A 12,862-nucleotide genomic window follows, 5' to 3' on the forward strand; every position below is an offset into this window, starting at 1 on the left:
GGTAGATCGGCGCTGGCGACAGCGGCCGTTCCGGCTTCGATTCACATGCCTTCATGTGGACAGTCGGAATTTGCCACGGCGCGATTGATTAATCCAACGAATGTTTCTAATATTTAGCATCAACATCAATGATGGATTGGACCGATGAAAGCGCCACTCGATCTCGATCAGTTGCAGACCTTCATCTCGATTGTCGACACCGGAAGCTTTACCCGCGCGGCGGAAGCGGTGCATCGCACCCAGTCTGCGGTGTCGATGCAAATGCGGCGACTGGAGGAACGGATCGGCAAGCCGCTGTTCGAAAAGGACGGCCGCACCAACAGGCTCACCGAGGAAGGCGACAGGCTGCTCTCCTACGCAAGGCGGCTGCTCTATCTCAACAAGGAAACACTGGCCGCCTTCGACGACCGCCGGCTCGAAGGCACCATCCGCATCGGCACGCCGGACGACTATGCCGATCGCTTCCTGCCAGAGATCATGGCGCGGTTTGCCCGTTCCAATCCCCATGTCGAACTGACCGTCATCTGCGAGCCGACACCGGGATTGGTCGAACACATCAAGCGCGGCAATCTCGACCTGGCGCTGGTGACACACAATGACGCGCGCGGCCAGTCGGAAGTGGTGCGGCGCGAACCGCTGCTGTGGGTTACCTCGGCCAACCATGCGACGCATGAGCAGCCGATCCTGCCGATGGCCTTCGGCCGGCCGAACTGCATCTGGCGGCGGGCCGCCGCCGACGTGCTCGACCAGCAGAACCGCGACTACCGCATCCTGTTCACCAGCTTCTCGGCCACCGTCATTGCCGCCGCGGTGCTTTCCGGCCTGGCGATCTCGGTGCTGCCGGAATGTGCGCTCAGGCCCGGCATGCGGGTACTGGGCGAGGCCGACGGTTTCGGCGCCCTGCCCGATTGCCGCATCGGCATCATGCGCGGCCAGACCTCGCGGCCGGAGATCGTCGATGCGCTCGCGCGCCACATCTCGGAAAGCCTCGACAACATTTCCGTGCCGCTCGGCGAGGAGACTGGCACGTTCGATTTCGCCGCCCTCGCCTTCGCCAAGATGAAGCGGACCAAGCCGAACCAGATCCTGCCGGGCTGGTGAAGATCGCAATTGGGGCGGATAGCGAACACGGCCGCCTTGACGCCCGCCAACAACCGTCCCCCAATCGGCCGATGAGCGACGCAGCATCCGAATCACGCACCAACGCCACCGAATACACGGTGAGCGAGATTTCCGGCGCGCTGAAGCGCACGGTCGAGGACGTCTTCGGCAATGTGCGGGTGCGCGGCGAGATCTCCGGCTATCGCGGACCGCATTCCTCGGGCCACGCCTATTTCTGCCTGAAGGACGATCGCGCGCGGCTCGACGCCGTGGTGTGGAAGACCACAATGAGCCGGCTGAAATTCCGTCCAGAGGAAGGCATGGAGGTGATCGCCACCGGCCGGCTCACCACCTATCCCGGAAAGTCCAACTACCAGATCGTCATCGACAATCTCGAGCCGGCCGGTGCCGGTGCGCTGATGGCGCTGCTGGACGAGCGCAAGCGCCGGCTGCAGGCCGAAGGCCTGTTCGATGCGGCGCGCAAGCGGCGTCTGCCGTTCATGCCGTGCGTCATCGGCGTCGTCACCTCGCCGACGGGCGCCGTCATCCGCGACATCATCCACCGCATCAAGGACCGGTTTCCGCTGCACGTGCTGGTCTGGCCGGTGCGGGTGCAGGGCGAGACGGCGGGTGCGGAAGTGACCGCTGCCGTCAACGGCTTCAACGCACTGCCATGGGACGGCGCCATCGCGCGGCCCGATTTGTTGATCGTGGCGCGCGGCGGCGGCAGCCTGGAGGATCTGTGGGGCTTCAGCGACGAAGCGCTCGCCCGGGCCGTCGCCGCCTCGGGCATTCCGTTGATTTCCGCCGTCGGCCACGAGACCGACTGGACGCTAGTCGATCTGGCGGCGGATGTGCGAGCGCCGACGCCGACAGGCGCCGCCGAAATCGCCGTGCCGGTCAAGGTCGACCTCGAAGCGGCGCTTGCCGGCCTTGGCGCGCGGTTGAAGACCGCACTGTCGCGCAATTTCGAACGCAAGCGGCAAGCGGCGCGCGCAGCCGCCCGTGCGCTGCCCTCGCCCGACCAGTTGCTGGCGCTGCCGCGGCGGCGCTTCGACGAGGCGACGAGCCGGCTCGGCCGGGCGCTGTCGGTCAGCGTCGAGCGCAAGCGGGCCAGGCTTCTCGGGCAGCGGCTGACACCGGCGACCTTGTCGCGGCGCATGAATGAAGCCCGCATACTGACCCGCCGCGACATCGCCCGTGCGCAAGCGGCGTTCTTCGCCATCGTGCGCGAGCGTCGGGCGCGGTTTTCGCGCACGGCGACCAGACTGTCACCGGCGCCGATCGCAAGACGGCAGAAACTGCAAAGCGATGCCCTGCTGGCCCTAACGCGACGGCAGGACCAGGCGATTTCGCGGCGGCTGGACCGCCTGCGTGGAAAGCTGACGCAAGCCGACCGGCTGCTGGCGACGCTCTCGCACAAGGCCGTGCTGGCGCGAGGCTTCGCGCTGGTCAAGGATGTCGACGGCGCGGTGGTCAAGCATGCGGCGGAAGTGGCCTCGGGAATGGCGCTTTCGCTGGAGTTCGCCGACGGCACCGCCGATGCAGTCGCCATCAGTGGCACGGCGCGGCCGAAGACGGTTGCCAAGCCCGCGGCAAAGCTCAAGGCGCCGGGCGGCCAAGGTTCGCTTTTCTGAGGAAGACCAAAACTTTTTGAGGTGAAATGACCGACCCGCATCTTGCGACGCCTTCGGGCAAACCGCGCGCCCGCGCCTTCGCGATCCCATTCGAGGGCACGCCAGGCCGCTTCAATGCCATTACCGATGTGCCTGGCGTGACGGTCGGCTATGCGACGCTGATCTCAGGGGACGGTCCGCTCGTCGTCGGCAAGGGTCCGGTACGCACCGGCGTGAGCGCGATCCTGCCACGGCCAAGAGGCGATTTGGCCGTCCCGGCATTCGCCGGCGTGTTCAGCGCCAATGGCAATGGCGAGCTGACCGGCTCGCATCTGATAGAGGAACTCGGAGCGTTCAATCTTCCCATCACCATCACCAACACGCATTCCTGCGGCGTCAGCCGCGACGCAACGTTGCGCTGGATGCAGACGGTCCTGCCGCGAGCGCTCGACAGCGCCTGGGCACTGCCGGTGGCGGGTGAGACTTACGACGGTTTTCTCAACGACATCAACGGCCATCACGTAAGCTTCGAGCACGTGTTTTCGGCACTCGAAACGGCTGAAACCGGGCCGATCGAAGAGGGCAGCGTCGGCGGCGGCACCGGCATGATCACCTTCGGCTTCAAGGCAGGATCGGGCACATCCTCGCGCAGCGTCGACTGGAACGGAGCGCGCTTCACGATCGGCTGCTTCGTCCAGTCGAATTTCGGTGCACGGCGAAAGCTCGTCATCCGTGGCATCAGGGCCGGCGCTGAACTCGCCGAACCGGCGATCCGGGACAACACGCCGCGAGCGGAAAAGAGCTCGATCATTGCGATCGTCGCCACCGATGCGCCATTCATGCCGCACCAGTTGAAACGGCTGGCGAAACGCGTGCCGCTCGGCATCGCGCTGACCGGCGGCTACGGATACAATTCATCCGGCGATATTTTTCTGGCCTTCAGCACGGCCAATGCCGATGCGGCGTCCGGCGCGGTCGGCAAGCTGGTCAGCGCCGGCTATATACCGGATGCCGACGTCAACCCGTTCTTCGACGCCGTCGTTCAGAGCGTGGAGGAAGCAATCCTCAACGCTCTGGTCGCCAATGAAGACATGACCGGGCGCAACGGCAATTTCGTGCCGGCGTTGCCGAAGACATGGCTTGAGGAGAGATTTGGCAAAGTTGCGCGGTGATACGCTCGCGCAACTGCATCGGACGGGCGATGACGGCCCGGCAGGTTCAGCCGGGGCGATCCGTCAGCTGGTAGGCTTGTTCGAATGCAGCTCGTCCTGCTCGGCCTCGGCCGCCTCTTCGAGCCTTGAAGCAATGAGTTCCTGAATGTCACCGACCTCTTCCTGAATATCCTCCAGGGGTATGCCGGCTTCGGCGGCCTTGGCCGTACATTCCCTGGCGAGGGTTTCGGCCTGCTTCTCGATTCTGGCTGGCGAGGGCTGGCAATGAACTTTTTCGCCAATCCACCCGCGCAAGAACTCGATCGCGTGTTCACTCATACTGCTGTTTCCCTAGCGGCTATGCCGGTTGGTAATGATAAACGTCGGCACCTTCGAAAAGATGCGTGCTGCCATTCGAGCCGAGTCGGCTTCGCCCCGCAAGCCGAACTTGTCCGAGGTCCACAGAGCTGAAGGGAATGGTGGGTTCAAGGAGCACGTTTCGGTTCTTGTGGACTGATTCTCTCGACGAAACTCGTTCGACCCGCGCTGTTGTTTCTATTTGCTTTTTTTCGGTTTTCAAGCCGTTGCAGATCACAATAGATGTCGCAATATTTATCGCGCTCTCGCCGGCACAATTCAGGGTCAGCCGTCGAAGCCGCCGTTATATAGTGACAACCATTTGCAATGTCGACTCTGCCCGCGACCCTGCTTCCTTCCGCCGCGCTTGCTGGGAGATATGTGGTGTGACGGGCCTTGCAGTGCAAACTGCCGAGCGCCTCATGCAAGGCATGCAGTAGCGTCTTGTGGAACCCTGAAGTGCTTGTCTCAGGATGGCTCTCTACCGCTGGCGATAAAGGATCATGCCGCCATGATAGAGGACGCCTTCGACGAACTCGCCATCGGCGGTGAAACCCGTATCGTCCCAGTCTTCTATGCGGTTGCCCTGCACTTCATAGCGTCCCCGGTAGGCGCTCTCGCGGTCACCGCGCGCTTCGTCGTAACGGCCGCTCGGCAGGAGTTCGTGCCTGACATGGCGATCCTCGGTAACCCACAGTCCGACATAGGGGTGATCTCGGTGTGTCATCGGTTCCTCTGCAAGGATTGGAGTTTGGGGAAGCGGCAGCCCGGTTGGAGCTACCGCAACGGCAATACCCGTAAGCACTGCGGCCAAGGCGGATCGTATCAATGCGCCGCCTTCGTCGGACGCACGACGATCTCGTTGACGTCGACATCGTCGGGCTGTTCGATCGCGTAGCGCACTGCCCTGGCGATGGCATCGGGTTGCAGGGCAATAGCACGCCAGGTTTTCATGGCGGCGGCAGCGGCTTCGTCGGAGATCGTTCTCGCCAGCTCGCTTTCCACCACGCCAGGATGAATGCAGGTTACGCGGATATCGTCACTCTCCTGGCGGAGCCCATCGGAAATCGCGCGGACAGCGTATTTCGTTGCGCAATAAACGGCAGCCATGGGCGAGACGGCCAATGCGCCGATGGAACCGATATTGATGATATGCCCGGAGCCACGTGCCGTCATCTCAGGCAGGACCGCTGCGATGCCGTACAGAACGCCCTTGATGTTGACGTCCACCATCAGCTCCCACTCGTCGACCTTCATGGCTGCCATGGCCGACAGCGGCATGACGCCCGCATTGTTGATCATCACATCGACCTGGCCCCATTCGGCCCGGGCGGCGTCGACGAATGTTGCGACGTCCGCCCTCCTGGTGACGTCGAGCGCTCGCACGCGAACCGTTCCACCAGCCGCCTCGATTTCGGCCGCAAGCGCTTCGAGGCGGTCGGTGCGCCGCGCGCCGAGCATCAGCTTTGCACCTGCCGCGCCAAGTTCGCGGGCAATGCCAGCACCGATGCCGCTGGAGGCACCGGTGATCAGAACAACTTCGTTCATGGTCATCGAGATGATCCTTTTGGTTTTTGCGATTATTTTCACGATGTGAAGGGTGGCGCCTGGTGAACTCCCGCGGTGCGTCAGCCTTGTTTGGGTCACTGGGCGGTGTAGCCGCCATCGACCAGAAGCAAGGCCCCGGTGATGAAGCTGGACGCCGGCGAGGCAAGAAAGGCGATGGCCTCGGCAACCTCTTGCGGCTGGCCGATCCGGCCGATCGGATGCGCATCGCCGAAGCTGCGCAGCATCTCCCGGCCATTCTCCACCACGCCTTCCATGATGTCGGTTTCGATCACGCCAGGGGCAACGGCGTTGCAACGAATGCCAATGCGCCCGTATTCGATCGCGATCACCTTGGTCAGCTGTGCGACGGCCGCCTTGGAGGAGGCATAGGCCGCCTGCGTCTCGAAGGCCGCGACCGCCGAGATCGACGAGACATTGACGATCGCGCCGCCACCGCCGGCGGCCATCAGTTCTACCGCTGTCCGGGCGGTGACGAAGCTGCCGCGCGCGTTGATCTGCAGAATGCGGTCGTAGTCGTCGACCGAGGTCTCCGTCAGACGCTTGTTGAGCGTGCGACCGGCGTTGTTCACGACGATGTCCAGTCGCCCGAAGCGCTTCGCCGCGAGTTCGACCGAGCCTCTGGCCAGAGCCTCGTCGGCGACGTCGCCGACCAGGGTTGCCACGTCCTCTGCTTCCAATTCGCGTACGCTGTCGCTGAGATCGCTTGCCACGATCCGGGCGCCCCGCGCACGCAGCAGTTCCGCCGTGCAGCGACCTATGCCGCGTGCCGCGCCCGTCACGAGGGCGACTTTTCCATCCAGGTCCCAGGAAGAAGGGAGTGATGTCATGAGATATCTCCTTTGTCGGCCGGCTTCGGCTTGGATCGGGAGGATCAAGCCTTGTTGCCGTTGCGACAGAGATAGAGCCATGGCATTGTCGCGATAACCCGCCCGCTGTTAACCTCTAAGGTAAGCATAACTAACCAATGGACATCGATCTCAATGTAATTGCCGTCTTCGTCGCCGTGGCCGAGGAACGCAATTTTCGCGCTGCGGCAGACCGGCTGGGCGTGACGCGCTCAGCGGTCAGCCAGAGCATCCTCAGGCTTGAACAGCGCCTTGGCATCGCATTGCTGCAGCGCACGACACGCAGCGTCAACCTGACCGAAGCGGGCGAGCGCCTGCTGGCGAGCGTCGCACCGGCGATCGCCGACGTGAACGCGGCAATCGAAGCCACCACGGAGTTTCTGGACCGCCCGCGCGGCCGCCTGCGGATCGCGGTTTCGTCGATCGCAGAGGCCTTTCTGTCAGGACCGTTGCTGGCGTCCTTTGCAGAAAAGTTTCCCGAGGTGCATCTGGATATTGTGGTCACCGACGAGGAATTCGACATCGTCGCCGAAGGCTATGATGCGGGAGTGAGGCTCGGCGAACTGATCGAGCAGGACATGATTGCCGTGCCGGTATCGGGCGATCAGCGGCAGATGGCCGTCTGCGCCCCGCGCTATCTCGAAAGGTTCGGAGCACCCGCCCATCCGCGCGAGCTTGTGGCGCATCGCTGTATCGGCTGGCGGCCGGCGCCGGGAGTTTCGCCCTATCGGTGGGAGTTTGGCGAGGACGGGCGCGAGTTCGATGTGGCGGTCGCGCCCGAGATCACGACCAACGACATGTGGCTGATGATCCGGCTGGCCGTTGCAGGCGCCGGCATCACGTTCGGCCTGGCGGACACATTCCGCTCCTGGATCGCCCGCGGCGAGCTTGTGCCAATCCTCGACGGCTATTTCCCGCCGTTTGCGGGCTTTTATCTTTATTTTCCCAGCCGACGGAATATCGCGCCGAAGCTGAGAGCCCTCGTGGATCATCTGCGCGGTGCGCGTCAGCCTGGATCGCAGGTGACCGCGCCAGCGTCGTAGAGATCGCTTGGCGCTATTGGTCAGAAACCTGGCTAAAAGCTGAATGGTACCGTTGGCTGGGATCGAACCAGCGACCTCCGGATCCACAATCCGGCGCTCTAACCATCTGAGCTACAACGGCACGCTTGCCCGAGCGAGATCCAGACGGGACATTCATTCTCCGGGACCCGCTCCTCGTTCGGCGATGCGTCCATACGGGCTATCGGAGTTTAATTCAAGGCTTTTGGCAAAGCAAAAGATCGCTCCGGCATCGCGTCATTTTTCGCCGGACAAAGAAAAGGCCGGCGGGAGGAGGTGCCGGCCTTTTCCTGTTACGAGCCAGCGGGAGGAGGTGCTGGCTGGTTATCCCGGTGAGCAGAGGGAGGAGGTTCCACCCACCGGGTATTCACTTAAACCACTATATCGCACATCTATTTGTCTGACGAAATGCGACCTTTTGATGCATCGTCAAACTGTGTGCAAATATTAGGCGATCTTAATTTCTTTCACGGCCTTCTCGAAGGCGGTCTTGATCGGCTTGGATACGTCCTCGGCCGCCTTGGCAGCAACCGCCTGGAAATCCTTGGCCTGCTCGACGGTCATTTCGACGCGCTTGCGCAGGAAAGCGGTCTGCAGCTCGACGACTTCCGACAGCGATTTGGCGCCGATCAGGGCTTCGAAATGCGAGAAGCCGGCTTCGGCATTGGCGCGCAGGGCGGCGATGGTCTTGAGCGACAGGTCGCTGGAAACTGTCTTGGCGGTCTCGTAGGTCGACTCCAAAGCCTTCTGGGTCTCCTCGGCGCCGGTCTTCAGCTTGGCATAGGCCTCTTTCGACTGCTCGACGCCCTTTTCGGCGAAGGCGCGGATCTGGTCGGTGGCCTTGGAAGCGTCGAAGCTCGGGAATTCAACGTTTTCAATCGTGTCGGCGGTCTTGGTCCTGGACATTTTCCATCCTTCTCAGCGGCAGCGGCTTTGGCGAAAAGCCGTCTCGTTTATGTATCATGGCAACATAAAGGCAAATTTTGTGCGTTGCAACATGTTTGTTGCATCGCACCATAAATTATTTGCTCGTGGCGTTAACCACGCGCCTAGAGATTCCATTGGTTGCACGCTATGACTTGTGGACCTTCGCGCCGTCGGCTTTTATTAACAAAGCGTTAACCGCAAATTGCCCGCTCTGTGAGGGTCGCCAAGCGTATGCCGGCTGAAAACTACTCCTTCCTCGATGTTGCCGTGCTCGACGCGGTCCGCCCGCGCTTCGCCGCAGGCGACGCGATCGCCATTCTGTCGGCAGATCTCGAGCAGGTGATCTGGGCCAACGGCCCCGGCGCAGCGGTATTCGGCTATCCCGACATCGGCGCGATCATCGGCGCCTCGGCAGGATTGCCGCTGATCGCCCGGCGCCAGATCATGGCGACCAGCGGTTTTCCGCAGATCGGCCGCGACCGTGCCATCACGGTCCGGCTGGCGACCGGCCTGACCAGCCGCGCGGTCGGCTTCCTGGCCAGCGCGGTGACCATGCCCGATGGCGAGGAAGCCATCATGCTGGCGCTGCCGGCGGCGCAGACCGGCTCGCGCAGCGCGGCCGAGATCGCTGACCGCGCCATCAGTGGCTTTGCCGAAGATGGCCACTACATCGCCTTTGTCGACGCCAAGGGCAATATCGACGCCGCATCGCACGGTTTTTCGGCGCTCGGCATTCAGCCTGAGACACTGGCCGCGCTTGTCGCCGACGTGGCGAACGACAGCGACCGCATCGTCAAGCGCCTGGTTCCGGGCGGATCCAATTCCTATCCGGCGGGCCTTGCCCGGCTGACGGACGAGCGGCACCTGCTGGTGGTGATCGACGAGGACCGGCTTGGCGGCGAGGCCCCCGATGGCGAGCGCGCCGGCGCGGAACCCGGCAGCGAGACAGCCGCGGCGCCGAACGGTGGCGATCTTCCGCAGCCAACGGATCGGGACAACGAACAGCCAGTCGCCAGCACCGGCGCGGCGGAGATCGACCTTGCAACAATCGAAGGCAGTTCCGCATCGGCGGAGCACGAGCCTGCCGACGCAGCCGACAATCACCGCACGGCTGGCGAAACGCCGGCGCAGCATGACCATTGGTACTTCAATGCCGGCGACGATGCGCAGGTCCCGCCCGGGGCAGCTGCGTCCGGTCAAGTCGAGACCAGCCCGGACGCTTCGCAGGCCGGTGCGGATGCTTCGTCGGAAAGCACCGCAAAGGCCACCGAAGCCGCCTCCCCGGCCGAACGGCGCGCTTCGGCGATCGATCGCACCGCCGCGCCCATGCGTTTCGTCTGGCGTACCGACGCGGAGGGCCGGTTCAGCGCCTTGTCGCCGGAATTTGCCGAGCTCGTCGGCAAGCCTGCCGCCGACGTGATTGGCCGCCGCTTCGAGGATGTTTCGGCCGCCTATGGCCTCGATGCTTCAGGCGAGATTGCCGGCCTGCTCGAACGGCGCGACACCTGGTCGGGCCGCTCCGTGTTGTGGCCGGTCGCCGGCACCGATCTGAAGATACCCGTCGATCTGGCGGCCCTCCCGGTTTACAGCCGCAGCCGCGTTTTCGAAGGTTTTCGCGGTTTCGGCGTTGCCAGGAGCGGCGATGCGGTGGTCGATCCGGACGCGGCCGGCATGGCCCATGTCGCCGAGGAGAAACCTGCCGCGACCGTCGGGCCGAAAGCCGTTGAATCTCTCCCCGAGACACCGAAACCCGCCGATCCGTTCAAGGGCGAAGTGCCAGCATTGACCATCGTGCCAAAGCCCGAGCGGCGCTTTGCCGACAAGGTGATCCGGCTGGCCGAGCACCGGCAGCCGGCCAACGACAAGGGCCTTTCGACGCTGGAACGCAGCGCGTTTCGCGAGATTGGCGAGCGTCTCAAGAAGGACAGCACCGCGGCCGAAGAACAGCCCAGCGCCGGAAGGCCGAGGCCGGTTGAGAAAGTCGAGGCAGCCAGCAAGGCCGACGAGCCGAAGCTGAAAGAAGCCGGCCCGATGGACAAGGGTGAGATGCCGGCGCCAAGTCCGGAAAGCAAGGCGGCTGCCGCCGAACCGCCCGAGACCGACGCCGAGGACCAGAAGGATCTTGCCCGGCTCGACGGCGAGCAAACCGATGAGGCGGTAGCAGAGGCGCAAGCCGGCGAACCCGTCACACGCCCTGTTTCCGGATCGCTGCTCGACTATGCCGACCGCGAACCCAGCGATGAAGTGCAGGAAGGCGTTGAGCCCAGCACGAACCATCGAACGATCATCGCCGAAGCGCCGCGGGGTAGCGAGGACGACAGCATGACGGCCGAAGATTTCCGCGACGCCGAGGACAGCGAGGATTGGTCCGATGACAGCGCAGCCGTGGCCGAAATTGCCGGCCAGGCGCCGCTCATCGAGCGGCCGCAGACACCACCGCTGAAACTCGACGGCTTCGTGCCGTCGGCGTTTGCCGGAGAGGACAACAAGGGGCCGGATACCTCGATCCTCGGCAAGCTGCCAGTGCCGGTGCTTATCCATTCCGGCGACCAGCTGCACTACGCGAACGACGAATTCCTGGGCTTGACTGGCTATGCGACGCTCAATGCCCTGGACGAGGCCGGCGGGCTCGGCGCGCTGTTTGCCGACCCTTATGCCGACGACGGCAGTTCCGACGGCGGCGACCGCGCTCTGCGGCTGAAGACGCGCGACGGTCAGGAGTTTCCGATCGACGCGATCTTACGCTCCGTCCCCTGGGGAAGCGGCAAGGCGCTGATGCTGGTCGTACGCCGTTCCGGCGACGACGAAGCAGCAGCCATTCCACATGGCGCCGCCGACGACCAAACCCAGCCGGACGTTTCCGAGCTCAAGGCACGCATTGCCGAAATGCGCACCATCATCGACACCGCCACCGACGGCGTCGTGCTGATCGGCCGTAACGGAACGATCCGTTCAATTAGCCGTCCGGCGGAGGCGCTGTTCGGCTTCGACAGCGACGAGGTGACCGGCAAACCGTTCGTCTCGCTGTTTGCGATCGAAAGCCAGCGCGCGGCGCGCGACTATCTCGAGGGTTTGTCGGAGCCCGGCGTCGCGAGTGTGATGAACGATGGCCGCGAGGTGATCGGACGCGAGGCGCAGGGGCGCTTCATTCCGCTGTTCATGACCATCGGCAGGCTGCCCAACGACAGCGGCTTCTGCGCGGTGGTGCGCGACATCACCCAGTGGAAGCGGGCCGAAGAGGACCTGACCCAGGCCCGCGCGGTCGCCGAACGCGCCTCCTCGCAGAAGACCGATTTTCTGGCCCGCATCAGCCATGAGATCCGCACGCCGCTCAACGCCATCATCGGTTTTTCCGAGCTGATGGTCGACGAGAAATTCGGGCCGGTGGCCAATGACCGCTATCGCGACTATCTGCGCGACATCAACCGTTCGGGCAACCACGTGCTCGATCTCGTCAACGACCTGCTCGACATTTCGAAAATCGAGGCCGGCCAGCAGGAAATGGCTTATGAGGCGGTGTCGCTCAACGACACGCTGGCCGAAACCGTGGCGATGATGCAGCCGCAAGCCAACCGGGAACGCGTCATCATCCGCTCCAGCTTTGCCTCGCGGCTGCCGGAAGTGGTGGCCGATCTGCGCAGCGTGCGGCAGATCGCGCTCAACATCCTGTCGAACGCCGTCCGCTACACGCAGGCCGGCGGCCAGGTGATCGTGTCGACGGCTTACGAGATCTCCGGCGATGTCGTCATGCGCGTGCGCGATACCGGTATCGGCATGAGCCAGTCCGAGATCGAGCAGGCGCTGAAGCCGTTCAAGCAGATCAACGCGCTGAAGCGCGGCCGCGGCGACGGCACCGGTCTCGGGCTGCCGCTGACCAAGGCGATGGTCGAAGCGAACCGGGCCCGGTTCACCATCAACTCGACGCCCGGCGAGGGAACCCTGGTCGAAGTCGCCTTTCCCTCGACCCGCGTGCTCGCTGGTTAGCTATGGTTGCGCAAAGAAAAAAGGCGTCCAACAGGACGCCTTGAGAAATTGGAATTGCTGTCACAACGGGGCTTGAGCGAATCAGATCCTCTCGGGGCTAAGAGGAACGGGATTTCTCCCTCAAGTTACGCACGACTATCGATGCCGGCCCTTAACAAATCCTTACCGCCGCGCTGGAAAATTTACCAAAGTGTACCACTCATGAAATCTAGGTAAATTCGGCGGAGACATTTCGTTAACCATACCGACTG

10 protein-coding genes and 1 tRNA gene are annotated in these 12,862 nt (G+C 63.4%); 5 read left to right on the forward strand and 6 right to left on the reverse strand.

Going from position 1 to position 12,862, the window contains the following annotated elements; translation table 11 throughout:
• Window positions 1-144: 144 nt before the first annotated feature.
• The 3 genes from AC0L2P_RS00130 (at window position 145) to AC0L2P_RS00140 (ending at window position 3,889) form a co-directional block, all read left to right on the forward strand.
• Window positions 145-1,101 (forward strand): LysR substrate-binding domain-containing protein, encoded by a 957-nt coding sequence (locus AC0L2P_RS00130; RefSeq protein ID WP_023716458.1) that lies wholly within the window; start codon window positions 145-147, stop codon window positions 1,099-1,101.
• A 71-nt stretch (window positions 1,102-1,172) separates the two neighbouring features.
• Window positions 1,173-2,738: an exodeoxyribonuclease VII large subunit gene (xseA, locus tag AC0L2P_RS00135; RefSeq protein ID WP_473499045.1), complete on the forward strand. Its 1,566-nt coding sequence runs from the start codon at window positions 1,173-1,175 to the stop codon at window positions 2,736-2,738.
• Between the two features lie 26 nt (window positions 2,739-2,764).
• Window positions 2,765-3,889 (forward strand): DmpA family aminopeptidase, encoded by a 1,125-nt coding sequence (locus AC0L2P_RS00140; RefSeq protein WP_473499047.1) that lies wholly within the window; start codon window positions 2,765-2,767, stop codon window positions 3,887-3,889.
• A 63-nt stretch (window positions 3,890-3,952) separates the two neighbouring features.
• Here the strand turns inward: AC0L2P_RS00140 and AC0L2P_RS00145 are convergent, their stop codons facing one another.
• From AC0L2P_RS00145 to AC0L2P_RS00160, 4 genes are all read right to left on the reverse strand, one after another.
• The gene (locus AC0L2P_RS00145) at window positions 3,953-4,207 is read right to left on the reverse strand and encodes a hypothetical protein (protein ID WP_473499049.1); all 255 of its coding nucleotides are present in this window, start codon (window positions 4,205-4,207) and stop codon (window positions 3,953-3,955) included.
• A gap of 499 nt (window positions 4,208-4,706) precedes the next feature.
• A complete protein-coding gene (locus AC0L2P_RS00150) occupies window positions 4,707-4,991 on the reverse strand; it encodes an Atu4866 domain-containing protein (RefSeq protein ID WP_473499634.1) in 285 nt (94 codons plus the stop codon).
• A gap of 59 nt (window positions 4,992-5,050) precedes the next feature.
• Window positions 5,051-5,779: an SDR family oxidoreductase gene (locus AC0L2P_RS00155; RefSeq protein ID WP_473499051.1), complete on the reverse strand. Its 729-nt coding sequence runs from the start codon at window positions 5,777-5,779 to the stop codon at window positions 5,051-5,053.
• An 89-nt stretch (window positions 5,780-5,868) separates the two neighbouring features.
• Complete coding sequence (locus tag AC0L2P_RS00160; RefSeq protein ID WP_473499053.1) at window positions 5,869-6,702, reverse strand: SDR family NAD(P)-dependent oxidoreductase; 834 nt, start codon at window positions 6,700-6,702, stop codon at window positions 5,869-5,871.
• A gap of 56 nt (window positions 6,703-6,758) precedes the next feature.
• Between AC0L2P_RS00160 and AC0L2P_RS00165 the strand changes: the two genes are divergently transcribed.
• Window positions 6,759-7,682: a LysR family transcriptional regulator gene (locus tag AC0L2P_RS00165; protein WP_473499055.1), complete on the forward strand. Its 924-nt coding sequence runs from the start codon at window positions 6,759-6,761 to the stop codon at window positions 7,680-7,682.
• A 44-nt stretch (window positions 7,683-7,726) separates the two neighbouring features.
• Here the strand turns inward: AC0L2P_RS00165 and AC0L2P_RS00170 are convergent.
• A tRNA-His gene (locus AC0L2P_RS00170) sits at window positions 7,727-7,803 on the reverse strand.
• Between the two features lie 344 nt (window positions 7,804-8,147).
• Window positions 8,148-8,606 carry a phasin gene (locus AC0L2P_RS00175; RefSeq protein WP_352482378.1) on the reverse strand — a complete coding sequence of 153 codons (459 nt, stop codon included), beginning with the start codon at window positions 8,604-8,606 and terminating at the stop codon, window positions 8,148-8,150.
• A gap of 252 nt (window positions 8,607-8,858) precedes the next feature.
• Here AC0L2P_RS00175 and AC0L2P_RS00180 point away from each other — a divergent pair, with 252 nt between their 5' ends.
• Window positions 8,859-12,611 carry a PAS domain S-box protein gene (locus tag AC0L2P_RS00180; protein WP_473499056.1) on the forward strand — a complete coding sequence of 1,251 codons (3,753 nt, stop codon included), beginning with the start codon at window positions 8,859-8,861 and terminating at the stop codon, window positions 12,609-12,611.
• Window positions 12,612-12,862 lie beyond the last annotated feature (251 nt).

Source organism: Mesorhizobium sp. WSM4836 (genome assembly GCF_055811815.1).

What these genes read in the sequence shown, in the direction of transcription:
- AC0L2P_RS00180 (WP_473499056.1), top strand. Translation starts at nt 8,859, where the DNA reads ATGCCGGCTGAAAACTACTCCTTCCTCGATGTTGCCGTGCTCGACGCG.
- AC0L2P_RS00130 (WP_023716458.1), top strand. Translation starts at nt 145, where the DNA reads ATGAAAGCGCCACTCGATCTCGATCAGTTGCAGACCTTCATCTCGATT.
- AC0L2P_RS00160 (WP_473499053.1), bottom strand. Translation starts at nt 6,702, where the DNA reads ATGGCTCTATCTCTGTCGCAACGGCAACAAGGCTTGATCCTCCCGATC.
- AC0L2P_RS00165 (WP_473499055.1), top strand. Translation starts at nt 6,759, where the DNA reads ATGGACATCGATCTCAATGTAATTGCCGTCTTCGTCGCCGTGGCCGAG.
- AC0L2P_RS00140 (WP_473499047.1), top strand. Translation starts at nt 2,765, where the DNA reads ATGACCGACCCGCATCTTGCGACGCCTTCGGGCAAACCGCGCGCCCGC.
- AC0L2P_RS00175 (WP_352482378.1), bottom strand. Translation starts at nt 8,606, where the DNA reads ATGTCCAGGACCAAGACCGCCGACACGATTGAAAACGTTGAATTCCCG.
- xseA (WP_473499045.1), top strand. Translation starts at nt 1,173, where the DNA reads ATGAGCGACGCAGCATCCGAATCACGCACCAACGCCACCGAATACACG.
- AC0L2P_RS00155 (WP_473499051.1), bottom strand. Translation starts at nt 5,779, where the DNA reads ATGACCATGAACGAAGTTGTTCTGATCACCGGTGCCTCCAGCGGCATC.
- AC0L2P_RS00145 (WP_473499049.1), bottom strand. Translation starts at nt 4,207, where the DNA reads ATGAGTGAACACGCGATCGAGTTCTTGCGCGGGTGGATTGGCGAAAAA.